At 71.4% G+C, this 25,826-nt stretch carries 20 protein-coding genes and 1 tRNA gene; 16 read left to right on the top strand and 5 right to left on the bottom strand.

The genetic code is table 11. The annotated features are described in order from the left end of the window. Positions 1–2 precede the first annotated feature (2 nt). The 8 genes from OPF83_RS06005 to OPF83_RS05970 are packed head-to-tail and all read left to right on the top strand — an operon-like array spanning position 3 to position 8,352. Positions 3–1,367 carry an MCE family protein gene (locus OPF83_RS06005; RefSeq protein WP_264886334.1) on the top strand — a complete coding sequence of 455 codons (1,365 nt, stop codon included), beginning with the start codon at positions 3–5 and terminating at the stop codon, positions 1,365–1,367. Beyond that, the gene (locus OPF83_RS06000) at positions 1,364–2,410 is read left to right on the top strand and encodes an MCE family protein (RefSeq protein WP_264886333.1); all 1,047 of its coding nucleotides are present in this window, start codon (positions 1,364–1,366) and stop codon (positions 2,408–2,410) included. Before OPF83_RS06005 ends, OPF83_RS06000 begins: the two co-directional genes overlap by 4 nt. Continuing rightward, on the top strand, positions 2,407–3,450 hold the full coding sequence (locus tag OPF83_RS05995; protein WP_264886332.1) for an MCE family protein: 1,044 nt from the start codon (positions 2,407–2,409) through the stop codon (positions 3,448–3,450). The genes OPF83_RS06000 and OPF83_RS05995 overlap by 4 nt, the downstream gene beginning before the upstream one ends. Further along, positions 3,441–4,541: an MCE family protein gene (locus OPF83_RS05990; RefSeq protein WP_264886331.1), complete on the top strand. Its 1,101-nt coding sequence runs from the start codon at positions 3,441–3,443 to the stop codon at positions 4,539–4,541. The genes OPF83_RS05995 and OPF83_RS05990 overlap by 10 nt, the downstream gene beginning before the upstream one ends. Before the next feature lie 2 nt (positions 4,542–4,543). Then, complete coding sequence (locus tag OPF83_RS05985) at positions 4,544–5,680, top strand: MlaD family protein (protein ID WP_264886329.1); 1,137 nt, start codon at positions 4,544–4,546, stop codon at positions 5,678–5,680. Next, entirely contained in the window at positions 5,677–6,894 is a 1,218-nt protein-coding gene (locus OPF83_RS05980; protein ID WP_264886328.1) for an MlaD family protein, read from the top strand. The genes OPF83_RS05985 and OPF83_RS05980 overlap by 4 nt, the downstream gene beginning before the upstream one ends. Next, positions 6,884–7,450 carry a hypothetical protein gene (locus OPF83_RS05975; protein WP_264886327.1) on the top strand — a complete coding sequence of 189 codons (567 nt, stop codon included), beginning with the start codon at positions 6,884–6,886 and terminating at the stop codon, positions 7,448–7,450. Before OPF83_RS05980 ends, OPF83_RS05975 begins: the two co-directional genes overlap by 11 nt. 47 nt (positions 7,451–7,497) lie before the next feature. Then, the gene (locus OPF83_RS05970; RefSeq protein ID WP_264886326.1) at positions 7,498–8,352 is read left to right on the top strand and encodes an oxygenase MpaB family protein; all 855 of its coding nucleotides are present in this window, start codon (positions 7,498–7,500) and stop codon (positions 8,350–8,352) included. Positions 8,353–8,398: 46 nt separating this feature from the next. On the opposite strand, the gene OPF83_RS05965 is transcribed toward OPF83_RS05970, so the two are convergent. Further along, a complete protein-coding gene (locus tag OPF83_RS05965) occupies positions 8,399–9,127 on the bottom strand; it encodes a GntR family transcriptional regulator (protein WP_264886325.1) in 729 nt (242 codons plus the stop codon). Between the two features lie 161 nt (positions 9,128–9,288). Here OPF83_RS05965 and OPF83_RS05960 point away from each other — a divergent pair, with 161 nt between their 5' ends. The 5 genes from OPF83_RS05960 to OPF83_RS05940 all read left to right on the top strand — a co-directional run bounded on the left by OPF83_RS05960 (position 9,289) and on the right by OPF83_RS05940 (position 16,115). Next, complete coding sequence (locus tag OPF83_RS05960) at positions 9,289–9,513, top strand: hypothetical protein (protein WP_264886324.1); 225 nt, start codon at positions 9,289–9,291, stop codon at positions 9,511–9,513. Beyond that, positions 9,510–10,310, top strand: coding sequence for a crotonase/enoyl-CoA hydratase family protein (locus OPF83_RS05955; RefSeq protein WP_264886323.1), 801 nt, complete (start codon positions 9,510–9,512; stop codon positions 10,308–10,310). Before OPF83_RS05960 ends, OPF83_RS05955 begins: the two co-directional genes overlap by 4 nt. A 106-nt stretch (positions 10,311–10,416) precedes the next feature. Further along, positions 10,417–12,990: a carboxylate--amine ligase/circularly permuted type 2 ATP-grasp protein gene (locus tag OPF83_RS05950; RefSeq protein WP_264886322.1), complete on the top strand. Its 2,574-nt coding sequence runs from the start codon at positions 10,417–10,419 to the stop codon at positions 12,988–12,990. 16 nt (positions 12,991–13,006) lie between these two features. Beyond that, positions 13,007–14,950 carry a prolyl oligopeptidase family serine peptidase gene (locus OPF83_RS05945; RefSeq protein WP_264886444.1) on the top strand — a complete coding sequence of 648 codons (1,944 nt, stop codon included), beginning with the start codon at positions 13,007–13,009 and terminating at the stop codon, positions 14,948–14,950. After that, positions 14,907–16,115 carry a M20 family metallopeptidase gene (locus tag OPF83_RS05940; protein WP_264886321.1) on the top strand — a complete coding sequence of 403 codons (1,209 nt, stop codon included), beginning with the start codon at positions 14,907–14,909 and terminating at the stop codon, positions 16,113–16,115. The genes OPF83_RS05945 and OPF83_RS05940 overlap by 44 nt, the downstream gene beginning before the upstream one ends. Positions 16,116–16,248: 133 nt before the next feature. On the opposite strand, the gene OPF83_RS17470 is transcribed toward OPF83_RS05940, so the two are convergent. From OPF83_RS17470 to selD, 4 genes are all read right to left on the bottom strand, one after another. Continuing rightward, the gene (locus OPF83_RS17470) at positions 16,249–16,494 is read right to left on the bottom strand and encodes a hypothetical protein (protein WP_375546218.1); all 246 of its coding nucleotides are present in this window, start codon (positions 16,492–16,494) and stop codon (positions 16,249–16,251) included. 22 nt (positions 16,495–16,516) lie between these two features. After that, complete coding sequence (locus OPF83_RS05930; RefSeq protein WP_264886320.1) at positions 16,517–18,703, bottom strand: YhgE/Pip domain-containing protein; 2,187 nt, start codon at positions 18,701–18,703, stop codon at positions 16,517–16,519. Next, positions 18,700–21,312 carry a YhgE/Pip domain-containing protein gene (locus OPF83_RS05925; RefSeq protein WP_264886319.1) on the bottom strand — a complete coding sequence of 871 codons (2,613 nt, stop codon included), beginning with the start codon at positions 21,310–21,312 and terminating at the stop codon, positions 18,700–18,702. Before OPF83_RS05925 ends, OPF83_RS05930 begins: the two co-directional genes overlap by 4 nt. An 84-nt stretch (positions 21,313–21,396) precedes the next feature. After that, the gene (gene selD, locus OPF83_RS05920; protein WP_264886318.1) at positions 21,397–22,401 is read right to left on the bottom strand and encodes a selenide, water dikinase SelD; all 1,005 of its coding nucleotides are present in this window, start codon (positions 22,399–22,401) and stop codon (positions 21,397–21,399) included. A gap of 103 nt (positions 22,402–22,504) precedes the next feature. On the opposite strand from selD, the gene OPF83_RS05915 reads away from it, so the two are divergent. From OPF83_RS05915 to selB, 3 genes are all read left to right on the top strand, one after another. Continuing rightward, positions 22,505–22,600, top strand: a tRNA-Sec gene (locus OPF83_RS05915). Positions 22,601–22,718: 118 nt separating this feature from the next. Then, positions 22,719–23,999: an L-seryl-tRNA(Sec) selenium transferase gene (gene selA / locus OPF83_RS05910; protein ID WP_264886316.1), complete on the top strand. Its 1,281-nt coding sequence runs from the start codon at positions 22,719–22,721 to the stop codon at positions 23,997–23,999. After that, entirely contained in the window at positions 23,999–25,759 is a 1,761-nt protein-coding gene (selB, locus tag OPF83_RS05905) for a selenocysteine-specific translation elongation factor (protein ID WP_264886315.1), read from the top strand. Before selA ends, selB begins: the two co-directional genes overlap by 1 nt. The last annotated feature ends 67 nt before the right edge of the window (positions 25,760–25,826 follow it).

Genomic DNA, 25,826 nt, shown 5'->3' with positions numbered 1-25,826 from the left:
GCGTGGCGGGGCCGACCCCGCGGCGGACCTTGATCGTCCGCGGGGTGGTGTTCTCCGTGGTCGCGGTGGTGGCGGCGGTCCTGCTGGTCGGGCGCGGCGCGGGCGTGTTCGACACCGGCGCCACGGCGACCGTGATGTTGCCGGCGGAGGCGGGCCGGGTGCCGGTGGACGCGCCCGTGTACCACCTGGGTGTGAAGGTGGGCGACGTCCGTGAGTCGGAGGGCACGAGGGTTCCCGCCGGGTCGGGGGTCGCCGGTGGTGGTGATGACGACGACGACACCGTCACCGTGCCGGGCACCCGCGTCGAGATGCTCATCGGCGGGGAGTTCGCCGAGCGCATCCCCTCGGATGTGCTGGTGCGCGTGGTGCCGCGGACTTTGTTCGGTGACATCCGGCTGGACCTGGTCTCCCCCGACGCAGCGACGGGCAACGCGCCCCTCACCAGCGGCGCGGAACTGCACGCGGACACCTCGGAGGAGGCCGTGCTGCTGTACGACGTGTTCACCCGGGCGAGCGACCTTCTCGCCGCGAGTAAGCCGCAGGACCTGCAGGTCACACTCACCGCTCTGGCCCGCGCGCTGGACGGCCGCGGGGAGCTTCTGGGACGGACGATCTCCGACGCCGACCGGGCGGGTGCCGACCTGTCCCCGGCCCTGGAGAACGCGGCGGACGCCTCGCCGGACCTGGCGAGGCTCACCGAGGACCTGGCCGACGCGACGCCGGAGATCCTCGCGACCGTGGAGGAGGCCACGCGGCTGTCGCAGATCGTCCTCGACCGGCCCGGCTCGATCAGCCGCCTGCTCGACGCCGGACTGGCGTCCACCCGCTCCGGTGTCCTCATGGCGGATCAGACCGTCCCCGGGGCGATCCGACTCGTCAACGACACCGGGGTCGTGTTCGACCGCACCGCGCGTAATCCCCACGGGGTGATCCGCACGCTGTACGCCATGCGGCCGATGGGTGAGGCCGGGACGACGGTGTTCCAGACGGGCCGGTTCAACATCACCGCCGTGCCGTCGTTCGCGGACCCGATGCCCTACGGGCCACAGGACTGCCCGCGGTACCCGGGCCTGGACGGCTCGACCTGCACAGGCGCGCCCGCGCCTGCCGCCGGGGCCGGGGCCGATCCCGGGCACGACACCCCGGCCCAGCTCGCGGCGGGTCCTGCACCTGTGCCCGGGGCGGCGTCCGAGGTCAGCCGCACGATCAACGCCGCCGCCGAGAGGGAGTACCTTCGGGAGCCGCAGTCGGCCGCGGCCTCCGAGCCCGGCTCGCCGGTGCCGCCGTCCGTCGAGGCGGATCCCGCCGCGGCGGCGTGGACCATGCTCGCCCCGCTCGTGCGGGGGACCGAGGTGACGATCCGATGACCTCCCGTTCCGGCATGATGCCCGCCCTGAAGCTGTTCGCCTATTGCCTCGTGGGTGTGCTGTGCACCGTCCTCGTGGTCAACACGCTGCGCCCGCCCGTGGGGTGGGGTTCGCGTACCTACAGCGCCGAGTTCACCGACGTCGGCGGCATGGGCGCCGGCTCGGAGGTCACGGTGGCCGGTGTCCGCGTGGGTGTGGTGCAGGGCGTCCGTCGGGAACTCGGTCCGGACGGCGACGTGATCGCGGTGGTGGACTTCGAGGTGGAGCGCACCCACCCGGTCACCGACGGCGCACGCGCGTCCGTCCGCTACGGCGACATGCTCGGCATCCGCTACCTGTCGCTGGACCCCACCGCCGACGGGGAGCCCGCGGTGGGCGGCCACGCGGAGCTGGCCGAGGGGTCGACCATCCCGCTGGACGGGACCACCGACCCCGTCGACCTGACCGCGTTGGTCAACGGATTCAAGCCCCTGTTCGAGGCGGTGGAACCGGAGGAGGTCAACAGCCTGTCGACCACCGTCGTGGCCGCCTTCCAAGGCGAGCCCGGCGCGATGGACGTCCTGTTGTCCAGGCTGGCGCTGCTGAGCCGGGACATCGTGGGCCGCGAGGACGTCTACGTCCGGCTGGCCGACAACATCGAGGCCCTCAACACCACGCTCACAGACCGCGGCGCGGACCTGCAGGAACTCATCCGCGGTCTCGACACGGTCTCCGGTGCACTGGCCGACGGTGACGGGCAGGAGTTGGCGCTGCTCATCGAGCGCGGGGGAAGCTCCGCAGCGACGCTGGCCGCGATGCTGGACGAGACCGATGCCGACCTGCGGGCGAGCGTCAGCGCGACCCGCCACACGACCGACGGCTGGATCCCCAACACGCCCGCGTTCGACGCCGCGCTGCGGCAGGCGCCGGTGTTCGCGCGGGAGGTCAACGCCATGTCCCAGAAGGGTGGGTTCCTCGCCCTCTACATGTGCAACTTCACCGTGAAGTGGGACGACTGGGAGACCAGCCTGTTCGGCTACCGGAACTCGGAGGCCTGCCGATGAGAACCGTCACCCTGATCCGCGAGAGCCTGGTCGACCTGTTCCGCGACCCCCGACACGAGCGGCGGGGCAACACCGTCCTCGTGGGGGCGGTGTCCATCCTGCTGGTGATCGCCCTGTTCGGGGCCAGCCTGGCCCTGCCCCGACTCTGGTACACGCTGCGGACCCAGCACTATTCGGCCGAGTTCCACAATGCCGGCGGCCTGCGCGCCGGCGACCCGGTCCTGGTGGCCGGCGTCCCCACCGGCCGCGTGGACTCCCTGTCGATGGGCGGCGGCCTGGCCGTGGTGGAGTTCCGCCTGGACCGGGGCCAGGAGCTGGGCGAGGCGAGCACCGCGACGATCGGCCTCAAGTCGGTCCTGGGCAACCGCTTCCTCGCGGTGGTCCCGGCCGGCGGCGGCGATCTGGGGCCGGAGCGGCGTATCGGGGTCGCGCGCACCACTTCGCCGTACATGATCGACGACATCGGCGGAGAGCTCACCGATTTCGCCGAGGGGCTCGACGTGGAGGCCGTCAGTGTCCTCATCGACAACCTCGACAGCATCCTGCCCCAGGACGCCGAGGGCACCGGCGAGGCGATCGACGACATCTCCGCCGCGCTCGGGTTGATGGCCCGCGACGGGGACCGGATGTCCGAGGTCGTCACCACCACGCGCGAGCTGACCCGTGTGCTGGTCTCGCAGGAGGCCAGCATCAACGCTCTGACCGACCAGTCACGGGTGCTGGTCACCGTGCTCACCCAGCGACGCGAGGCCCTCAGCGCGATGGTCACCTCCCTGCAGGACCTCGCGGTCCGGGTCCGCTCGCTGCTCGAGGAGGAGTCCGCCGACGTGGACCAGTTACTGGTGAACATGCGCTCGATCAGCGAGACCTATCAGCGCAACATCGACGTGATGGACGAGGTCCTCACCCGGATGCCGCCCGGCCTGCGTGCCGTCACCGATGCGACCGGTAACGGCGCGTGGACGGACGTCGGCGCACCGTCGGGCCCCATCCCGGACTCGGCGCTCTGCGCATTGGGGGTGCTGGACGGATGCAACTGACACGCACACGGGCTCTGTCGGTGCTGTCCCTCGTCGTCGTCGTCGCCGTCGTGGTCCTGGCCTGGCTCCTGTCCGGTGCGCGCACCGACGACCGCGTCCGACTGACGGCGGAGTTCACCAACGCCGACGGCGTGTACGTCGGCTCCCAGGTGCGGATCGTGGGCGTCGAGGTGGGGCTGGTCGAGCAGGTCGAGCCGGCGGGCGACGTGGTCCGGGTGCAGCTGTCGCTCGACCCCGGCACCACGCTCCCCGAGGACGTGGGCGCGGTGGTCATGAACCCCGCGGTCATCGCCGACCGGTTCGTGGAACTGACCCCCGCCTACCAGGGCGGTCCCGAGTTCCCCGCGGACGGGACCATCCCCGCCGAGCGGACCCGCGCGCCGCTCGCCTTTGACGAGTTCGTCTCCAGCATCGACACCCTGAGCTCGGCGTTCGCGCCCGGGGCCGACGAGATCGCCCGCGGACTGGACCGGGGAGCCGAGGCGCTCGACGGCCGCGGCGCCACGCTCAACCGGGCGATCCGCAACCTGTCGACGGTCTCGGCCGTGGGCGGCGACCGGGCCGAGGACCTGGAGGCGATCATCACCGAGATCGCCGTGCTCATGGACGCCGCCGGCGCGCGGGACGAGACCATGCGCGACCTCGTGCTGGGCCTGGACGACCTCGGTCGCCAGATCCGGCAGGACCAGATCGACGTGGCCGCCCCGGCGGAGGACCTGCGGGTGATCCTCGACCAACTGGACGCGATCGTCGCCGAACGCGGGGAGGACATCACCGCCGCCACCGACGCGACCCGCGACGTCACCGCCCTGTACGCCGAGCATCGCACGGATTTCGCCGAGTTCCTCGACCTGTACCCGCTGATGATGGGCAATCTCGCCGACAGCATCGGGCCGGACGGGCGGGCGCGGATCCGGCTCGACGTCTCTTCCAACATCACCCACTTCGCGCGCGGCCGCGAGCTGTGCGCCCGCCAGCCCCTGCCGCTGTGCACGGGGGCCGGACTGACCAACCCGCTCATGTTCCCCGTCGAACAGGACGATCCGATCGGGGTCGTCGGTGCACTCGAGCAGATCACCGGGGGTGGCTGACGATGCGTGAGACCAGGGTGGCGCCCCACGTGCGGCGGGGCGCGCTCGTGCTCGTCGGGGTGGTGCTACTCGTGCTCGCGACCCTTGTCGCGCTCAACTCGCCGCGGTTGTCGCTGCAGGCCGTGCCGCTGGGCATGGACACCGGCGAGGGATCGGCAGATGTGGAGATGCGCTTCTCCCGTGCCGACCGGCTGGCGCCCGGCGCCGAGGTCCGATACGGGGAGAGCCTGGTCGGGCGCGTCCGCTCGGTGGACACCGACGGCTCAGACGCCGTGATCGGCGTGCGGCTCGCCGGCGACACCGGCGTGCCCGACGGCGTGTTCGCCGAGATCCGCCTGCCCACCGCGCTGGGCAGCCCGTTCATCGCACTGACCCCGCCGAGTGAGCAGCGGTCGCAGGAGTCCTCCGGGCTGCTCGAGGACACCCGGTTCGTGCCGCTGTCCCACACCGGGGTGGGTCCCGACCTCGAGTCGAGCCTGGCCTCGCTCGGCCTGCTGCTCAACGGCAGCGGGATCGACCAGCTGGGCACCGTGATGGAGGAGCTGACGGTCGCGCTGGACGGGCGCGGCGAGGAGATCGGCCGCATCCGCGACCGCGGGGACCGTGCGCTCGAGCTGTACGAACTGCACAGGGACGACATCGACCGGACGGTCGTGGCGCTCGACCGAGTCAACTCCGCGCTCGCGGCGCGGCGCGATCTGATCGACCGCGGTATGGAGGTCTCGGCCGACCTGGTCTCCGAGGCGGCGGCCAGCCGCGAGACCATCCTCGCGCTCATGGACACCACCGCCGCACTGACGGTGCAGGTCGAGCAGTTCACGACCGGCACGGACGGCCGGATCGCCCCGTCGCTTGCGACGCTGAGGGTCCTGCTCGAGGACATGGAGGGCTTCGGCGACGAAGTTGCCCCGACGCTGGCGGCGCTGGAGTCGTTCGTCGGCTACTTCGACGAGGCCGTCCGCGGCGACCAGATGATGTTCGATGGCGCCCTGGACCTGCCCGGCTCCCTGGACGCGCTCGGCACCGGTGGTGAGGCGCGGGCCGGTCGGCCGCTGCCGCTCGGCGCGACCGGCCCGCCGGACGCCCAACCGCCGGTGGGGCAGCCGCCCGCCGGTCCGGGACAGGGAGGTGCGCCGTGAACCGACACGTCGCCATGCAAGTGGTGCTCTTCGCGATCATCTCGGTGGTCGCGATCGGGTTCGGCATCCGCTACATCGCTGAGGACGCCGACGTCGCCCGCGGATTCAAGGTGATGGCCCACATGGAGGACGCCCGCGGCCTGGGTCCCGGCGTGCGTGTGACGTACCGCGGCGTCGACGTGGGCGTGATCCAGGACGCGGTTCTGGACGGCTCCGGTGGGGTCGACCTCCACCTGCGCATCGTCGACGGGACGCGGATCCCCGCGGAGGCGCCGGCCCAGGTGGTGACCAGCACCGCCCTCGGCGATAACCGACTCGACGTGCGACCGGTCAGCGATGCCGGGCAATACCTACAGGACGGGGACGTGCTGACGATCCGGCCGGAGGACCAGCCGGCCAAGCTCGAGCACCTCATCGCGGACATCGAGACCTCCCTGAAGGCGATCGATCCGGCGGCCCTGGCCACGATCGGTGAGGCAAACGCCGAGGCGCTCGCGGGCAACGGGGAACGCCTCGGGCAGATCATCGAGGACACCGCACGGTTGTCCACGGTCCTGGCCGACACCGCGCCGACCCTGCGGGGGATCGTCGACGACGGACTGGTCACCGTGCGAGCGCTGGCCGAACGCGACGCTCCGGCCACGGGTGCGGCGACGGTCGCCCGCGACGTGACCGGGCAGCTCGCCCGCCGCGAGGACACCCTCGTCTACTTGCTCGACACCTCGCCCGAGGCGATGCTGCGGGCCCAACGACTGCTGGACGCCAACCGCGAGAACGCGGCCGGGCTCCTGGCCAACACACTGGTCGTGACGCCGGTGTTCGCCGAGCGTGGACCCGCGTGGGAGGCCGGCCTCACCCAGGGTGAGCGCGGACTGCGGTCCCTGGCCGGCACGGTGCGGAACGGGCGGGCCGATTTCCAGCTGGTCGCCACGCAGGGACCCGTCTGCGTCTACCCGTATGAGCCCCGCGACATCGCCGACGACTCCTGGCGGGAGCCGAACCTGCGGATGTACTGCCCGCCCGGCGAGGACCTCGAGCAACGCGGCTCGCGGGCGGCGCCGAGACCGAACGACGAGGGCCTGGCGAACGCCACCGAACCCGGAACCCGGATCGGCCCGGAGATGGCCGAGGACCCGGCGCTCATCCCCACCGGCAAAGAGATCGCCGCGTACTGGACCACGATGATGGAAGGACTGAACGCCCATGGACGCTGATACCCGAACCGGAGGCTCCGACGCCCCGGCCACAGCCCCGGACGGCGACCCGGCTGCTGTCTCAGACGGCGGCACCGCGCGGCCGCGAACCGGCCGGGCCACGGTCGGCGTCGCCGTCGTCGTCCTCCTCGCCGTCGCGGCGGCAGTGCTGGGCTTTCTGCTCCAGCAGGAGCACCGGCAGGACGACCTGCGTCGGAGCGCCGCCGAGGAGGCCTCGCGGCTGGTCGTGCAGCTGGCGACCTACGACCACGCCGACGTGGACGCCAACCTCGACGCCGTGGTGGCTGAGGCGACCCCGGGGTTCGCCGACCGGTACCGCGAGGTCTCGGACGGACTACGTGACCTGCTGGCCAGCGGGGAGGGCACCTCGACGGGGACCGTCAGTCACTCCGCTGTCGAGAGCATCGACGGCGACACCGCGGTGGTGCTGGTCTTCCTCGACCAGGAGGTCACCAACGTCACCGTCCCGGACGGACGCGTCGACTCCAGCCGGATGGTCGTGACCGTCGTCCGCGACGGCGACCGCTGGCTGCTCGACGACGCCCAACTCGCCTGAGCCGGACACCGGACCCGGGCGCGATCACCACCCAAGGAGACACACCCATGCTCGACGAACTGCACCGCGCACCCGCACCGGCGGTGGCCCGCCCGGCCCCGCCGCAGCTCACCGACGCGATCGACTCACTCGGCGCCGCCAGCGGCATCGCGAACGTGATCATGCAACTGTCCTGGCCGCAGGTGGGCTGGGGTGTCCGCGAGAGCCGCGTGGACACCGGCAACGTCTACAAGCGACCGCTGAAGCGGGCCCGCACCACGTTCCAGTACCTGGCGGTGGCCACGATCGGCACCGACGAGGACAAGCGCCTCTATCGCGAGGCCGTGGACCGCGTCCACAAGCTCGTGCACTCCACGCCCGAGAGTCGCGTCAAGTACTCCGCGATGGACCCCAAGCTGCAGATGTGGGTCGCCGCCTGCCTGTATGTGGGGTTCGAGGACGTCTTCGAGTGGCTGCACGGCCCGATGACCGACTCCGACCGGGAGGCCTTCTACGCCTCGGCTCCGACACTGGGCACGACCCTGCAGGTGCGACGGGACCAGTGGCCGGCCACGCGCGCGGAGTTCGACGACTACTGGCGCGACGGCATCTCCCACGTGCGATTCGACCCTCCCGTCCGCGAGCACCTGCTGGGGCTGACCGAGCTGCGAATGCTGCCGCAGCCCGCGACCCTGCTGTTCGGTCGGACCGCCAGGTGGATCACCTCGGGGTTCCTGCACCGCGAGTTCCGCGACGAGATCGGCCTGCCGTGGACGCCACGGGACCAGCGCCGGTTCGAGAGGTTCCTCGCCGTGACCGCCCGGCTTAACGGGACTCTCCCCGAGCCGGTCCGCACGATCACCTACCGGCTCCTGCTGCTGGACATGCGGTGGCGGGTGCGCACCGGGCGGCCGCTGGTCTGAGGCCGGGCCTGAGGCCGGGCCTCAGGCCCCGGCGGGAGGCAAGGCCTCAGGCCTCGGCGGCGGCCACCGTCACCGGCCGTGAGCCGTCTTCGGACACCTCATCCCAGACGCCGGCCTTCTCGAGGTGCTTGATCAGCAGCCGGGCACCTGCCGTGAACTCCTCGTCCACCACGGCGTGGGCGGTCTGCTGATCGCCCGCGCGGAGTGCCTCGAGCATCCGCCGGTTGTTCACCAGGGCGTGCTCGCGCCACGCGGGGTCCTGGGCGTAGAGCCGGTACGGCATGTACCGGGCCGCATTGGACAGGAACCGTGACAGCTTGTCCGAGCGGGAGGCGCGGTTGATGGACCGGTGGATCGCGTACTGCGACTGCACCACGCTGTCGGTGTCGTTGTTGGCGGAGGCCGCCTCGAACTCGTCGATGAGGCGCTCGTGGGCGTCGAACCCCGCGGCGTCGAACAGGTCGACCGCCCGGTCGGCGATCCGCTTGGTCAGCTCGGCCTGGAGCCAGAAGATGTCCTCGATGTCCTGCCGACTCATCGGCGAGACCAGGTACCCGCGACGCGGGACGAGATCCACCAGGCCCTCGCCGCGGAGGGTCAGCAGCGCCTCGCGGACCGGGGTCACGCTCACTCCGAGCGCGGCCGCGGTCTCGTCGAGTCGGATGAAGTCGCCCGGCCGGACCTCCCCGCTCATGATGCGGGTCCGGACGTGGTCGGCGACCTCCTCAGAGAGCTGCGGACGCGGGGAGAGTCGAGTGGGGGTCAAGTCCGCCACCTCATTTCACGAGAAGGAGCACCACTGGAGGGCGCCGTGAGCCATGATTCAAATCAAATATATCCGAAATGGGCGCACGAATCCCCCTCGGGGGTGACCGCCCCACCGGAGCGGTCCGGCGCCACCACGGCCTGATCGCCCCACAACCAGGAGGAGATCAGGTGCGAACCATCCTGTCCGCCCTCGCGCTGGCCGCGGCGGCCCTCGTCGTCGTCCCCGTCGGCGCCGTCGCGCAGCCCCCGGAACCGGACGTCCGGGCCGTCGCGACCGCCGGCGGCCCGCGCCCGGTCGGCGGAGGTCAGGGCGGGCGACGGGGGCCCGGCGCGGGGCGCAAGGCGGGAAGAGCCTGCGGGCAGACGCCGCGGCGGGTGAGACTGGGCCCATGACAGATTCTGAGAAGTCCCCCGCCGTCCGGAGCGAGCGCCGCGGCAACGTCCTGCTCGTGACGATCGACCGCCCCGAGGCCCGCAACGCCGTCAACGGCGAGGTCAGCACGCTGCTGGGAGACGCGCTGCACGAGGCCGACACCGATCCCGAGATCCGTGTCGTGGTGCTCACCGGCGCCGGGGACCAGTCGTTCTGCGCGGGCGCCGACCTCAAGGCGATCTCCCGCGGCGAGGACATCTTCCCGGCCGAGAACCGGCAGTGGGGCTTCGCCGGCATGGCGCAGCACTATGTCTCCGTCCCGGTGATCGCCGCGGTCAACGGCACGGCGCTGGGTGGCGGGACGGAGCTCGCGCTGGCCAGCGACCTGGTGGTGGCCGCCGACCACGCGAAGTTCGGCCTGCCCGAGGTCAAGCGCGGGCTCGTGGCCGCCGCCGGCGGGGCGTTCCGACTGGCCGAGCAGCTGCCGCACCGGGTGGCGATGGAGATGATGCTCACCGGTGAGCCGATCTCAGCGGAGCGCGCACTCGAGTTGCACCTGGTCAACCGGGTCGTCCCCGCGGACGCTCTGCTGGACACCGCACTGGAGCTGGCGGAGGTGATCGCCGCCAACGCGCCGCTGGCCGTGCAGGCGAGCAAGCGGGTCGCGCTGGGGATCGCCGACGGGACGCGGCCGGGTGAGGTCGAGAAGTGGAAGATCAGCGACACCGAGATGATCACCGTCATGACGTCGGAGGACGCGATGGAGGGACCGCGCGCGTTCGCCGAGAAGCGCGCGCCGGTCTGGAAGGCCCGCTGACCAGCAGGCGCCGCCGATGAGCTGAACCCGGCCGCCGGGTTCGCCGAACTCCCGCCCGCCGGCCGTGCGGGTGCGGACCCGCGGATGCTGTCCTACCGTCGGCGCCATGACAGACGGATCACGACGGATTTCGGTCGAGGAAGAGCTACATCTGGTCGACCTGCGGACGAAGCTGCCGGCACGGCGTGCGGTGGAGGTGATCGCCGAGGCCGGTGACGACCGGGTACGCGCTGCCCGCCACGGGGCGGTGGTGGCCACTGACTGCGGCGAGCACGTCACGCTCGAGGATCTCGGGGCGGCGATCCGCGAGCGGCGGACGCAGCTGGCGGGGGTGGCGAACGCCCTGCGTACAGGCATCGTCGCCGCGGGTGCGCTCGGCTCACCGGGTGTGGAGCTGGCTCCAGACCCCGATGAGCCGGGGACCGCTCCCGGCCATGAGTTCCGCACCCGCGCCTCGGCGCGCTTCGTGGTGACGGTCGAGGTCGCGGACGCCGACGAGGCGCAGTTCGTGGCCCGCCGGGTGGTCCCGCACGCGCCGGCGCTGTTGGCGCTTGCCGCGGGCTCACCGTTCCGGGCGGACGGCAGTGACTCGGGGTACGCCTCGGTGCGGTCGTTCGAGGCCCGGTGGTCGCCCGCGCACGTGTCGGCGTTCCGCACGGACACCGCGGACGGCGTGCTGGAGTCGGAGGACGCGCTGGTAGCCACGGGCGTGGTGGCCGACCGCGGCCTGATCGACGCGGATATCCGTCCGTCCGCCGATGGAACCGGGGTGGAGCTGCGGCTGTGCGACTCGTGCAGCACAGTGGACACGATCGTGTTGGTGGCAGCCCTGTTCCGGGCGTTGGTGGACCGGGTGCTCGCCGATCCCGAGAACGCCTGGGGCGACCCCACCCCGGCCGTGCTGGCGGCCGCGTTCTGGCGTGCGGCCCGCTCCGGACTGGAGGGCGATCTCGTGGATCCGGGCACGGGCCGGCCCCTGCCCGCGCGGGACGTGTGCGTGGCGCTGGTCGAGTCACTCGCCGACCAGCTCGACGCGACCGGCGAGCGCGACCTCATCGACGACCTGGTCGACGGCGCGCTGGGGGCGGGCTCGTCGGCCGCCCGGCAGCGCGCGGCGCATCGCCGCAGGGGTCGCCGCGCCGACGTGGTGTCCGTGCTGCTGGCAGAGACGGTGGGCAGGATCAGGCCGCGCGCCACGGCCGACGACGGCGGGATGCGCTCGATGCTCGACGCGTATTCCCCGCTGGGTGAGGCGGTGACGGAGGAGGTCCACGACGAGGCGATCACCGAGGACGGCGCCCCGCGGCCGCAGTACGTGGACGTGCTCAAGGCCGTTTCGGATCTGGGCGCGGCGACGGTCCGCGAGCGCAAGAAGCTGGTCGACGAGGAGCTCCGGGACCGCGGCGTGACGCTCAAGGTGTACGGCGAGCCGGAGCCGCAGGTGTTCCCTCTGGACCCGGTGCCGCGGATCGTGCCGGCCGATCAGTGGGGGCGGATCTCGGCGGGGATCGAGCAGCGGGGCCGGGCGCTGGAGATGTTCCTGCGGGACATCTACGGCGACGGTGAGATCGTCAGCGCCGGGATCGTGCCGCAGGACGCGCTGGATCGCGCCCCGGGTTACCGGAAGGCGGGCCGGGCCGTGCCGGCGGGGACGATGCGTGCGGCGGTGAGCGGTGTGGACCTGGTGTCGACGGGGTCGGGCGAGTGGGTGGTCCTGGAGGACAACCTGCGGATGCCGGGCGGGTTGGCCATGGCGGTGACGCTGCGAGAGCGCATCCTCGAGGCGTACCCGGAGTTCGGGGCGCGCGGGGAGATCCACGACCCGGCCGAGGGGCTGGACATGTTGCGGGAGACTCTCCGGGCCGCGGCGCCCGAGGGTGTGGGGGACCCGTCGATCGCCGTGGTGGTGGCGCCCGACGAGCTCACGGCGCACGACCTGATCCACGCGGCCGAGGCCGTGGGCGGTGCGGTGGTGACCCCGAGGGATCTGGTCGGTGACGACGGGCGACTGTGGAGGGTCGACGACGACAACGACGACGAGCGCATCGGCGTCGACGTCCTCTATGTCCGGATGGACGACGAGGCTCTTCTCTCCTCCTCGGGTGCGGACGGGACGGTCCTGCGGCGTGGGCTGCTCGGCGCGATGTCGGACGGCACCGTCGCGATGGTCAACGCCCCCGGCAACGGGGCGGCGGACGACAAGGCGATCTACGCGCTGGTGCCGTCGATCATCGACTTCTATCTGGGCGAGAAGCCGCTCATCGGCCAGGTCGACACATTCCTGTGCGCGGACCCGCCGCAGTTGGAGCAGGTGCTGGACCGGCTGGACGAGCTGGTGGTCAAGCCGATCGACGGCTACGGCGGCTCCGACATCACGGTGGGCCCGGAGTGCTCGCCGCGGGAGCTGGACGAGCGACGGGCCGAGTTGCGGCGCCACGGCGAGCGGTTCGTGGCGCAGGAGGTGCAGGCGCTGTCGACTCTGCCGACGTTCGACGGGCGCGACCTGCAGCGGCGGCACGTGGACATGCGCGCGTTCGTCATGCTGCGCAACGGGCCGACCGGCGAGATCCACGCGTCGGCCCCTCCGGTGGCCATGACACGAGTGGCTCCGGCGGGCACGATGGTGGTCAACGCCTCGAGTGGAGGCGGTGGAAAGGACACCTGGATTCACCGTGCCTGACCCCGACACCATCGACATGACCGACACCTTCCATACGACCGACACCGTCGACACGACCGAGAACCCGGACGTCACCGAGGTCACCGAGGAGACGGGCTCCCGCGAGCAGGCGGGCCCGCCGGATGACGCGGCCGGGGGGCCGGGCGAACTCCGGCACACCAGCTCCCCGTGTCTGTCCCCGGACGGGTCGCTGCTGGCCTGTGTGGTCACCGAACGCACCGGTTATCCGCGGGCGGTGCAGCGACCGCTGGGCCCAGACGGTCTCAAGGGCGCGGGGCCCGAACGGGACGTGGTGCTGCCCGTGGAGGGCCCGGTCCGCAGGGTCGCCTACTCACCGGACGGCCGGTGGCTGGCGTGCGAGGTGGCCCCTGACGGTGGTGAGCGTGAGCGCATCTGGCTCGTCACCACCGATCCGGACGACCAGAGTGCGTACGCCTTGAACGCCCCGGGTGACGCCACCGAGCAGATCGTCTGCTGGGATGGGGGTCAGCTGGCGGTGACGGCCTTCGACGCCGAGGGCCAGGCCGAGGGCCGGCTCGTGGACCCGGAGACCGGGGAGATCACCGTCATCGACCGCCGGATGGGCGGGGCGCTCAAGCACTCACGGGACGGCGCGGCGCTGTTCCGGGTGGGTGCCCGCGGGCATCGTGAGTTGCTGCGGATCATGCCGGACGGCCGGTGGTGGCCCCTGCTGCCCACGGACACCGGGTCCACCACCGACGCCGGGGAGGTGCTCGACGCCGGCGGCGACGACCGGCCCATGCGCATGGTGGTGCGCAGCGACCACTCGTCCGATCGCGTGGGGTTGCTCGAGGTGCGGGCCGACGAGTCCGGGACCACCTCGTGGCCGATTGCCTACCGCGCGGACGCCGACCTCGACCGCGTGGAGGTGAGCTATGACCGGCGCACGGCGGCGCTGCTCTGGAATGTTCACGGGGGACTGTCCGAGATCGAGATCCTTGACCTGTCGCGTCGCCGGCCCCGGGTGATCGCCCGGCCGCAGCTGCCGGAGGTCGTGGCCTCGGCGCCCACGCTCACGGCGGACGGCCGACTGCTCGCCGTCACCGTGGAGAGTCTCGACCAGCCACCGCACGTGGTGATCTACGACGTGCGTCGTCGTCGCTGGATCGGGGAGTCGCCCGCGCAGCCCGACCCCGGCCCGGAGCTGCTGCGGTTCACCGCACGCGACGGGCTCGAGCTGAGCGGGTGGCTGTACCGGGCAGATCCGGAGAGCGGGCCCGCGCCGACGGTGGTGCACCTGCACGGCGGCCCGGAAGGCCAGTCCCGTCCGGGATATGACGACATCGCCCGGCGGATGCTCGACGAGGGCGTCAACTACTTCACACCGAACGTTCGGGGCTCGACCGGGGGCGGCCGGGCGTTCGGCCATGCCGACGACCGGTACGGCCGCTTCGCGGGGATCGACGACGTCGAGGACGCATTGCTGCACCTCGTCGACGAGGAGATCGCCGATCCGGACCATGTGGTGGTCTCGGGCCGGTCCTACGGCGGCTACCTGGTCAACGCGACCTTGGTCCGGCACGCCGGTCGTTGGTGCGGAGGAATCGCCGCCTGCGGGATGAGCGACCTGCAGACCTTCTACCGCGACACCGAACCGTGGATCGCAGCGGCCGCCCACCCCAAATACGGGCACCCGCTCCAGGAGCGGGAATTGCTCCGCGAGGCCTCGCCGCTGCGCAGGTACTACCGGATCACCGTTCCGATGTTGTTCGTCCACGGTGCGCACGACACGAACGTGCCGGTCAGCGAGACCGAGCAGGCGGTCGAGGAGCTGCGCTCGCGTGGCGTACCGGTGGACGTGTTGTTGTTCGAGGACGAAGGTCATGAGTTCGTGAAATTGGCCAACCGTCAGTTGCTCGGCGACCGGGTGGTCCAGTTCTGCCAGGAGGTGTTCGATGTTCGGGCGCAAGTCGACGGAGAAGAACGACCCGCACGCTGAGGGCGGTTTCGAGGACCGGCTCATCGAGTGGCGGCGTCACATCCACACCCATCCCGAGCTGTCCTACGAGGAGGAGCGCACGACCGACTTCATCGCGGGCGAGCTCGAGAGGATGGGACTGAAGCCCCGCCGGTTCGACCTCGGCACCGGGTTGTGGTGCGACGTGCCCGCCGCGAAGGGTGCCACCGCGAAGGACGTGGTGGCGCTGCGCGCGGACATCGACGCGCTGCCCATGGACGAGGAGAGCGGCCTGGATTTCGCCTCGACCACCGAGGGGGTCGCGCACACCTGCGGTCACGACGCCCACACCGCGATGCTGCTCGGCGCGGCCGAACTGTTGGTCGCCGACCCGCCGCCCCGGCCCGTGCGGCTGATCTTCCAGCCGGCAGAGGAGACCATGCCCGGCGGCGCGAAGGACTGCGTGGAGGAAGGTGTGGTCAAGGGCGTGGACCGTATCCTCGCCCTGCACTGCGATCCGCACCGGCGGGTGGGCGAGGTGGGCGTGACGGCCGGGCCGATCACCTCCTCCAACGCCAAGGTGCGGATCCGACTCGAGTCCGACGGTGGTCACACGGCACGTCCGCACGAGACCCAGGACACCGTCTTCTCGACCGCCGAGCTCGCCACCGGGCTCACGGCGGTCCTCGACCGTCGTCTCGACCCGCGGTCGGGGACCGTGCTCACCTGGGGCGCCCTGCACGCCGGCGGTGATGCCCCGAACGTGATCCCCGATCACGCGGAGCTGCTGGGCACGCTGCGCAGCGCGGACCGGGACGTGTGGGCCACGGTCGAGGACCTCGTGCGGGAAGCCGTCGAGGACCTCACCGCGCCCTACGGCATCCGCGTCGAACTCGAGTACACGCAGGGTGTTCCGCCGGTGGTGAACGACGCCGACTGCGCGGATCTGGCCACCGAGGCGGTGCGCCGGGTGCTCGGGAAGGACGGTGTGGGCACCGCCGACCAGTCCAGTGGTGGCGAGGACTTCGCCTGGTACACCGAGGAGATCCCAGGCGTGTATCTGCGGTATGGCGTGTGGGACGGGAAGTCGGAGGAGACCGACCTGCACCACCCGGGCTTCATGCTCGACGAGTCGGCGCTCGAGCCGGGCGCCCGGCTGTTCGACGCCTTCGCCCGCCTCGACCGGGACGCGGGCGAGCGGAGCTGAGCCGTCCGCCGCGACGCGGAAGTTCCCCCGCCGTGACCATCGTCGTGTTCGGTGTGAGCGGCTGCGGCAAGACGACATTCGGCCGTCAGATCGCGGACGTGGTCCCAGGCCCCTTCTTCGATGGCGACGACTTTCACAGCGCCGCGTCGATCGCCAAGATGCGTGGCGGGACCGGACTCGGCGAGAAGGACAGGGCGCTGTGGCTGCGCCGGCTCAACGCGGTTGCTCGGGAGCAGCGTCGTTGGTCCGATCGCAGTTCGGGGTACTCGAGCCGCTCGGGCCCGACGAGCCCGGGATCACGCTCGACGGTGCCGCGCCCGTACCCGAGCTCATCTCCCAGGCCCGGCGCCACCTCGGGATCCGGACCGGACCTCGCCACGGACCTCGTTCACCGGACGATCTCACATGAGTTTCGTTGACTCGAGTGCTTCCTTGAGGTTGCGGTTGTAGCCGATCAGTGGCCGGCGGAGCACCAGTCCCAGCGCCAGGGCGGGTACGAGGAAGAGTGCGAGCCAGCCCAGGGATATCCAGTAGTCACCGTGATAGGTCCCGGCCAGCGCCGAGCGCATCGCGTTCATGGCGTGCGTCGCCGGCAGCCACGGGCTGATGGCCTGGAACCACCCGGGAAGGACCTCCAGCGGATACGCGCCCCCGGACGCGGAGATCTGGACAACGAGCAGGAGCACCCCGAGCGCCTTCCCGGCGTTCCCGAACGCCGCGACGAACGTGTAGATGAGCAGAGTAAAGACGAGGGACGTCATCCACCCCGCCAGGAGCAGCAGGAACGGATGGACCGGGTGTACCTGGACGAACAGGATGTTGCCGAGCGTGACCAGCGAACTCTGCAGGAATCCGATCAGGGCGACGATGCCGTAGCGACCGAGGTAGGACTGGGTGGGCGTGAGGGGAGCGCTGTCTGGCAGCGTGTCCTCGGGGACGTCGTCGCGGATCGAGACGGCGATCAGCAGCGCTCCCACCCACAATCCCAACACCGTGTAGAAGGGCGCCATCGCGGTGCCGAAGCTCTCGACGGGGAACACCGGCACGCGGTCGAGATCCACGGGAGCGGACAGCGAGGTGGCGAGTGTCTGCGCGTCGGTGCCGATCAGGTCGGTGAGGTCGCCGAGATCGCCGGAATCCATGGCCGTGGCCAGCGCCGATGCGAGTTCGTCGAACCGTCGGGCGGCATCGGTGAGCGAACCCGCCACCAAGGTGGTCGTCGACTCCGCTCGTGTGAGCGCACCGAGCAGTGAGTCGGTGTCGCCGGAGAGCGTCGTCCCCGTCCCGGACAGGTCCGCGCCGATCGATGCGATCCCGTCGTCAATCGAGGCGAGTGTGGTGGCGAGCTGATCCAGCTTCGGCTTGAGGCTGTCCGAGTACGCGGTCTCCGCGCCGCGGACGGCATCGCTCGCCTCGTCGATGAGGGCGCGGATCTCGCGCCGCGTGTTCTTGATGTCGGCGTTGTCCTCCGTCACCTGCGTGGCCGCGGCCTCGAGACGGTCGTGCAGCGCCTGCTGCTGTGCGATCGCGCCGTCGATCCTCGAGACGACCAGGTCGAGAGTGCCTCTGGCCACCTCGGGGGTCACCGGTCCGACCGTCGTGACCAGGGCGTCGCGCAGATCCCGGTACTGGTCGGTCTGCGTCTGCACCCTCTCCGCGAGCGCCCGGACCGCCGCCGCGGAGCTCTCCGACTGCGTATCGAGCGACGCGAACACTTCGTCTGCACGAGCCGACAACGCCGGGTAGCTCTCCGCGTTCGCGGTGAGAGCGGCCCCGAGGGACCCTGTCGCGGAATCCAGGGTCGACTTCAGCGACTTCGCCGCCTCCACTCCGCCGCCGATCGCCTCCGTGGTGTCGTCGAGCGCCCGGCCCGAGGCGATGACGGAATCCGAGGCACCGCTCACGAGCGGTTTGCTCGAGGCGATCAGGGACGTGAACATCGTCGCGGTGTCCGCCCCGGAGCGGAGCTGTGCCGCGACCGCACCGGCGTGTGCCTGGAGCCGGGAGAGGACGATCTGTGTGTCGGCATCGTTGAGATACTCGGAGAGCGTCGAGACGATGTTCAGTCCGGCTTCGCCGAGTGTCGCGGCGAAGGTCTCGTTGACCTGGGTGGCGACCTGACTCGCGCCCTGATCGGTGATCTTCGGCGAGAGGGCATTCGTTTTCTCGTTGTCGTAGTAGTCGATCCCGATCCGTTCCGCGTCACCGGAGTAGAACGTCAGCATCTCTCTACTGAACGTCGGGGGGAGCACGATCGCGGCGTAGTACTCCTCCGACCTCGTGCCTCCGATGGCGTCTTCTGCGGAGGTGATCTCCCAGTCCAGGTCGTCGTTCGCGCGTAGCGCGGAGAGCACCTGTTCGCCGACGTTGATGCGGAGCGGGATGAGGTCGCTCTGATAGCCCTCGTCGGTGTTGGCCACGGCCACCTTGAGGTTCTGTGTGTTGTCGAACGGGTCCCAGCTCGAGATGACGTTGAACCAGGTGAACAGCGACGGGATCGCGATCAGTCCGAACAGGACGATCATCGCCATGACATTGCTCGTGGCCCGGCGCAGATCATGTCGGGCGAGCCGCCAGGTGTTTCTCATTCGGAGTCACCGCGTTGGTCTGGCTCGCCGGGCTGGTCGGCCTCCACGTCGGGCGTCGCCTGCGGCGACTCGCCCCCGGCGCGTGCGTCCGCGAGTGCCCGGCGGAGCTCCGCCTCCGGCATCCGCCCCACCTCCGTGGCGAGCTGGAAACTCCGCTTGGTGTATTCCAGTGTCACCAGGACCACGACGATGAGCAGGCCCCAGAGGACCCAGAAGCCGAGGACCGTGGCCTTCCCGATCGGAGCCAGCCCTCCAACGAGCCCGATCAGCGCCACGCCCGCGATGCCGACCAGAGCGGTGAGACGCAACAGAGTCGGATAACGACGGGTGAACCGCTCCTCCTGACGTCTGATCGTGTTGCGGTACTCCTCGCGGTCCACCAATGCGTCGATGAGCCGGGACAGTCGGTGGCGGCCGGACGCGATCTGCACGTCCTCGCTGACGAGCAGCCCCGTGTCGGCGATCCTGCGATTGAACAGCAGCGTGAGATTGCCCAGCCGCGGGCGAAGGAAGAGCCCGAGGGCGAACGCCAGCGCCACGTACACCGCGAGGACCGCCATCGAACGCCAGTAATGGCCGTCATAGAACCCGGCGAGCGTTTCCCGCAGCGCATTGATCCCGTACGAGAACGGGAAGAAGTTGTAGAGCGCACGGAAGAATCCAGGCATCACCTCGATCGGGTACAGGCCGGACGCACCGGGGATCTGCATGATCACGAGCAGCACGGCCAGTCCCTTGCCGACGAACCCGAAGGAGACCGAGAGCGCATAGATGATGCTGAGATACGCGAGGCCGATGAGCACACCGGTCCCGACAAACGCGAGGGCACTGGCCGCCTGCACGCCGATGAGCAGGGTGCCGACGGTGACGATCAACGCCTGGACGATGCTCATAACGGCCAGTAGCAGCCAGCGTCCGAGATAGGCCTGGCGCGCGGTGATGCCCTCGACCCCCTTAGTATCGACCTCGAGTTTGAGGAGGACCACCAGGACGAAGCCACCGATCCAGAGTGCGAGGTTCACGAACAGGGGCGCCATCGCGGAACCGTAGTTGGCGACGGGGAAGACGGCGTGTTCCCGCACCTCGACCGGGGACGCGAGGAACTGCCCGATCTGTTCGGTGTCCAAGCCCGTCACCGTCTGTAGCTGGTCCCGTGCGTCGGCGGTGCCCAGCGCGAGCACATCGGTACGTACCTCCTCGAGTCCGGCCTGTGCGCCGGAGAAGTTGCCGTCGAGTGCGCCGAGTGCGGTGGACGCGGCGCCGAGTTGGTCTCCCAGCCCGGTGAGCAGGTTTTGCGCCTGCGAGAGCTGGGTACGTTGCGCGCCGAGTGCGGACGAGAGCCCGCCCGCGCTCGCGGACAGCGTGGACATGGAGTGGCCCAGCTCGGGGAAGGTCTGCAGGAGCACACCGCGGAGGGAACCGGCCGACGTGGCCGCACCGTGCACGGCGGAGTCGAGACCGTCCGCGGACTCCTCGATCGCCGAGGTCGCGGCGGCGGTATCTGTGGCCAGTCGCCGTAGCTCGTCGAGCAACTCCTCGTCGGCTGTGAGGCGGTCCTGAAGCGCCGTGACCGGGCCGCTCAGTTGCTGCGCGACGTCGGACCCCGGACCGGACCGGTCGCGGAGCGAACGCAACTCCGCGAGGGCATCGGTCCGCGCCGCGATGACCGCAATGACGTCGTCGATCGCGGAGCCGACTCCGGCCTCGGCCTGCCGGATCTCCGAGGACAACGTCGTGATCGATGCGTTCAGTCGCGCCGACGTCTCGGCGAGCAGCGTCACCCCCGACGTGTAGGCACCGGCCACCGAGTCGGTGACCGTGATCAACTCCTGCTGGGTCTCGGTGACGATCTCCTGTGCCTGGTTGACGGCGCTCTGGACGTCGCCGAGAGTGTCGTCGACCTTGCCGAGCGTGCCCTTCGCCGCGTCCAGCCGATCCTGGGCCTCGGCGAGGGTGCTGCGCAGCTCGGTGATCCGCTCATGCGCGGATTCCACCGTGCCGACAGCGTCGTCGAGGGCGTCCAGGGTGTTGCCCTGCGCGTCGCGCAACCGCCCCTGAGCATCCCTGCCCGCGTTCTTCAGCTCCCCCGTCACGGCCTCCGCCACCACGGAGACGAACATGCTGTTGATCTGATTATCGAGCGTCGAGGCGCCGGCATCGGTGATCTTCGGGGCGACCGCGTTCGCCTTCTCGTTCACGTAATACTGCAGATTCGGACGGGTGAAACGGCCCGAGGTGACGCTGGTGAAGTCGCGGCTGAAGTCCGCGGGGATGACGATCGCCGCATAACTGTCACCGGTCTTGACGGACTCCATCGCGTCGTCCTCGTCGAGGAAGTGCCAGCCGAGTTGATCGTTGGCCTCGAGTTGGTTGACGACCTGGTCACCGACGTTGACGTCGCCGGTCGCCTCGGTGGAGGCACCCTCGTCGAGATTCACCACGGCGACGTCGATGCTGCGGGTGCTTCCGTACGGATCCCAGAAGCCGGCGATGTTCAACCACGCGTAGAGCGACGGGGTGATCATCATCCCGATCAGGATGATCCACGCCTTGCGCACGCGCCCGAGTCGCCTGACGTCACGGCTGAACACCCGCCACGCGTTGCCCATCACACCTCCGTGCGGATCGCTCCGGACCTGAATCATCGATCGGCTGCAACCTTAACGGGGCCTCCCGGATTCAGCGTTTCCGGCTCACCGGACCGTGATGGCCGCGTCCCCGGCGGGAACGAGCTCGCCGATCACCGGCGCTCCGGGGACCTCCCCGGCCACGAGCAGACCGCCGGAGGTCTGGGCGTCCGCGAGTAGGAGCAGCTCGTCCTCGTCCACATCCGTCGCGAGGTGAGGCCGCACCCAGTCGAGGTTGCGCCTCGTCCCGCCGCTGACGAACCCGTCGGCCAACGCCTGGCGCGCTCCGTCCAGATACGGCACCGCGGCCGAGTCGATCACGGCGGAGACCCCGCTGGCGCGGGTCAACTTGTACAGGTGGCCGAGCAGTCCGAATCCGGTCACGTCGGTGGCGCAGACGATCCCGGCGGCCAGGGCGTCGCGGGCGGCGACGTCGTTGAGGCGGGTCATGGTCGCGATCGCCTCCTCGCTCACCGCGCCGGTGTTCTTGTGCCGGCTGTTGAGGACTCCGATCCCCAGCGGTTTGGTCAGCGACAGCGGCACACCGGCGCGGCCGGCGTCGTTGCGCAGTAGCCGGTCGGGGTCGGCGATCCCCGTGACGGCCATGCCGTACTTGGGCTCGGGGTCGTCCACGCTGTGCCCGCCGGCCACGTGGCAGCCCGCGCTCCCGGCGACGTCCTGGGCCCCGCGCAGCACCTCGCCGGCCATCTCGTACGGCAGCACGTCCATAGGCCAACACAGCAGGTTGATCGCCACGATCGGCGTGCCGCCCATCGCGTACACATCGGACAGGGCGTTGGCCGCGGCGATCCGCCCCCAGTCGTAGGGGTCGTCGACGACGGGCGTGAAGAAGTCGGCGGTGCTGATCACGGCCTGACGGCCGGCGATCCGCACGGCGGCTGCGTCGTCGCCGTCGTCCAGACCCACGATGAGCTCGGCAGCCGGGTCGCGGACGGGAGCGCCGACGAGTCCGGCGACGACCGACTCGAGCGCGCCGGGCGGGATCTTGCACGCGCAACCGCCGCCGTGGGCGTACGAGGTAAGACGGGCGAGGGTCTGGTCGGAGGCCATGGGCCAGACCCTAGCGACAGCGGCGAGGGCGCGCGGCCGGACGCATCCTTCGGCGTGGCCGGGTTGACTCAGGCGCCGGCCGTGGTGCTTACTCGTTCCTGAGGGAGGCGTCCGGGCACCTGGTGGTCCCCGCGGTCTTCAAAACCGACGTGGCCGAGTATCTCGGTCAGGCGGGTTCGATTCCCGTCCGCCTCCGCCAACAGTCCTCGCCCGTCCCCGACCCGGCCACCTCGAGTGGGCGGCCCCGGTCGGCGGGGCCGCGGAAAAAGGAGCGGGCCATCACCGAGCAGTCCACGACCGGCGATCCCCGTCGGCGCGTGCCCTCCACCGATGCCGTGCTCCGCGACCCGCGCCTTGCCGACGCGCTCGCCGAGCTGGGCCGCGAGCTTGTCAAGGCACGGGTCCGGGACGCCCAGGGTCGGGCACGTGCCGGCCATCTGCCCGCGGACGAGATCGTCGACGCCGTGCTGGCCTGCCTGCCGCCGGCGCCGGTCTCGCTCACCCGCGTCCTCAACGCGACCGGGGTGCTGCTGCACACCAACCTCGGCCGGGCACCCCTGTCGGCGGCCGCGGTACGCGCGCTCGGCGAGGCCGCCGGCACCAACGACGTCGAGCTGGACCTGGCCACCGGACGGCGGGGTCGCCGGGGCCGGGGTGCGCTGGACGCGCTACGTCACGCGGTACCGACCGCGGGGGACCTCCATGTCGTCAACAACGGCGCGGCGGCGCTCGCCCTCGCGGTCACCGCGCTGGGCGGCCCTGGACGCACGGTGGTGATCTCGCGCGGCGAGATGGTCGAGATCGGCGACGGTTTCCGCCTGCCCGAGCTGCTCGAGTCCACCGGCACCCGGCTGCGGGAGGTGGGCACCACCAACCGCGTCCGCGTCGAGGACTACCTCGCCGCGATCGACGAGACCACGGCCTTCGTGCTCAAGGTGCACCCCTCGAACTTCCTGGTCAGCGGCTTCACCTCGGTCGTACCGGCCGCGCAGCTCGCGGGCCACGGCGTGCCCCTGGTGGTGGACATCGGCTCCGGCCTGCTCGCCCCGCACCCGGTGCTCCCCGACGAGCCCGACATGACGACGATGCTCGCGGCGGGTGCCGACCTGGTGACCTCCAGCGGCGACAAGCTGCTCGGCGGCCCGCAGGCCGGGATACTGGCCGGCGACGCCGAGCTCGTCCACCGCCTGCGCCGCCACCCGCTCGCCCGCGCGCTGCGGGTCGACAAGCTCACGCTCGCCGCGCTCGAGGCGACGCTGCGGGGACCGCGCCCGCCCGTCGTGCTGGGGCTCGAGGCCGACCACGTCGAGCTGATGGCGCGCGCCGAGCGCATCGCCGGCCTTCTGCAGGAGGCCGGGGTCGACGCGCGGGCGGTGCGGTCGGTGGCGGCCGTCGGCGGCGGCGGGGCGCCGGGCATCGAGCTCCCCAGCGCCGCGGTGTCCCTGCCGGAGTCCTTCGCCGACGCACTTCGCGCAGGCCGCCCCGCCGTCCTGGGGCGGGTCACCGAGCGCCGGTGCCTCCTGGATCTGCGGGCGTTGCCTCCGGGGGACGATGACGAGCTCGCTGGGCTCGTGCTCCGCGCGGGGGCGCTCGCCTGATGTTCGTCGTGGCCACCGCCGGGCACGTCGATCACGGCAAGTCGACGCTCGTACGCGCGCTGACCGGCGAGGAGCCCGACCGGTGGGACGAGGAACGGCGCCGCGGACTGACGATCGACCTGGGCTACGCCTCCACGACCCTCGACGACGGCAGGACCGTCGCGTTCGTCGACGTGCCCGGGCACCGGCGGTTCGTGCCGAACATGCTCGCCGGGGTGGGGCCGGTGCCGGCGGTGATGTTCGTCGTGGCCGCCGACGACGGCTGGATGCCCCAGTCCGCCGAGCACCTCGCCGCGCTCGCGGCCCTGCGGGTGCGCCACGGGGTACTTGTCATCACCCGCAGTGACCTGCTGGAGCCGGAGCTCGCGTTGGCGGAGGCCCGCGAGGCGCTCGACGGCACCCCGCTCGCCGACATCCCGGCCGTGTGCGTTTCCGCGGTCACCGGCGAGGGCATGGACCGACTGCGCGCCGAACTGGCCGAGCTTGGCTCGCTCCTGCCCCGGCCCGCTCCCGACGCCGACGTGCGTCTGTGGGTGGACCGCTCGTTCACGATCGGCGGCGCGGGAACGGTCGTCACCGGGACGTTGCCCGCCGGCACGATCCGCGTGGGCGACGCACTCGAGCTCGGGCCGTCGGGCCCGCGCGTCACTGTGCGTGGCCTGCAGTCGCTCGGGGACACGCGGGACGAGGTCACCGCGGTGGCGCGCGTCGCCGTCAATCTCCGCGGGATCGCCGCGGACGACGTCCCGCGGGGTAGCACCCTGGTGGCGCCGGGCCGCTGGCGGGCGGTCGACACCGTCGACGTGCGGGTCGACGGGCGGGCCGATGAGCTCCCTGAGCAGGTCATGGTGCATCTCGGCTCCGCCGCGGTGGCCGCACGCGTCCGGCGCCTCGACGAACGCCACGCCAGGCTGACGATCTCCGCGCCGCTGCCCATGCGGATCGGAGACCGCCTCATTCTGCGCGAACCGGGAGCGGACCGGATCCCCTCGGGCGCCGTTGTCCTCGACCCCGCGCCGCCGGAGCTGCGGCGCCGCGGCGCCGCCCGCCGGCGGGCGGCCGAGCTCACGCAGGTGCCCGAGTCGCCGGAGCTGGGGTCGGAGCTGCGTCGACGGGGTGTCGCGCACGTCGAAGACCTGCGGGCGTGGGGCGTGTCCACCCCGCCCGTCGGTGAGGCGTACCGCGGGTGGCTCATCGACCCGGAGTGGGCGGCCGCGCTGGCCGGACGCCTGGTCGAGGCCGTCCGCGTGCACGACCGCGACGACCCCCTCGATCCCGGATTGCCCACGGAGTCCGCGCGTCGCACCCTCGACCTGCCGGATGCCGCACTGCTGGAGGCGGTGCTCGCGCAGCCCGCCGCCGCGACGCTGCGTACGGAGGGCGGGCGGGTGACGGCCGGTGCGGCTGCGCTACCGGAGGAGGTTAGGTTCGCCGCGGAGCAGGTGGCCGAGCGGTTGCGGGTCGCCCCGTTCGACGCGCCCACCGCCGACGAGCTCGACGAGCTGGGCCTAGGGCCGCGCGAACTGGCGGCGTGCGGGCGCGCCGGACTGCTGACCGGACTGGGCGCCGGGGTGTGGCTGGGCCCGGACGTCTTCGACGAGGCCGTGCGCCGGCTACGCCAGTTGCCGCAGCCGTTCACCCCGAGCGCGGCTCGGACGCACCTGGACTCCTCGCGGCGCGTGGTGATGCCGCTGCTCGAGGCGCTCGCCGCGCGTGGGCTCACCCGCCGCGAGGGCGACGACGGCCACCTCGTGCTCTGAACGGCGGATCCCGCCGCGCGGCCGGGCGGTCTGGCTGCATGCGCGGTGCCGTCAACGGGCCGGCCGC

Origin of the sequence: Dietzia sp. NCCP-2495, assembly GCF_026011735.1 — a bacterium.
GTDB lineage: Bacteria > Actinomycetota > Actinomycetes > Mycobacteriales > Mycobacteriaceae > Dietzia.
Note: the sequence above shows the minus strand (reverse complement) of the source record. Positions and strands in the feature narration are given on the sequence as shown.

Excerpts from the sequence above, each read along its gene's own strand:
- OPF83_RS05940 (WP_264886321.1), top strand. The coding sequence starts at position 14,907 with ATGTTCGGGCGCAAGTCGACGGAGAAGAACGACCCGCACGCTGAGGGC.
- selB (WP_264886315.1), top strand. The coding sequence starts at position 23,999 with ATGTTCGTCGTGGCCACCGCCGGGCACGTCGATCACGGCAAGTCGACG.
- OPF83_RS05930 (WP_264886320.1), bottom strand. The coding sequence starts at position 18,703 with ATGAGAAACACCTGGCGGCTCGCCCGACATGATCTGCGCCGGGCCACG.
- OPF83_RS05990 (WP_264886331.1), top strand. The coding sequence starts at position 3,441 with ATGCAACTGACACGCACACGGGCTCTGTCGGTGCTGTCCCTCGTCGTC.
- OPF83_RS06000 (WP_264886333.1), top strand. The coding sequence starts at position 1,364 with ATGACCTCCCGTTCCGGCATGATGCCCGCCCTGAAGCTGTTCGCCTAT.
- OPF83_RS05970 (WP_264886326.1), top strand. The coding sequence starts at position 7,498 with ATGCTCGACGAACTGCACCGCGCACCCGCACCGGCGGTGGCCCGCCCG.
- OPF83_RS05975 (WP_264886327.1), top strand. The coding sequence starts at position 6,884 with ATGGACGCTGATACCCGAACCGGAGGCTCCGACGCCCCGGCCACAGCC.
- OPF83_RS05950 (WP_264886322.1), top strand. The coding sequence starts at position 10,417 with ATGACAGACGGATCACGACGGATTTCGGTCGAGGAAGAGCTACATCTG.
- OPF83_RS05925 (WP_264886319.1), bottom strand. The coding sequence starts at position 21,312 with ATGGGCAACGCGTGGCGGGTGTTCAGCCGTGACGTCAGGCGACTCGGG.
- OPF83_RS05945 (WP_264886444.1), top strand. The coding sequence starts at position 13,007 with ATGACCGACACCTTCCATACGACCGACACCGTCGACACGACCGAGAAC.
- OPF83_RS05995 (WP_264886332.1), top strand. The coding sequence starts at position 2,407 with ATGAGAACCGTCACCCTGATCCGCGAGAGCCTGGTCGACCTGTTCCGC.
- selD (WP_264886318.1), bottom strand. The coding sequence starts at position 22,401 with ATGGCCTCCGACCAGACCCTCGCCCGTCTTACCTCGTACGCCCACGGC.
- OPF83_RS05985 (WP_264886329.1), top strand. The coding sequence starts at position 4,544 with ATGCGTGAGACCAGGGTGGCGCCCCACGTGCGGCGGGGCGCGCTCGTG.
- OPF83_RS05955 (WP_264886323.1), top strand. The coding sequence starts at position 9,510 with ATGACAGATTCTGAGAAGTCCCCCGCCGTCCGGAGCGAGCGCCGCGGC.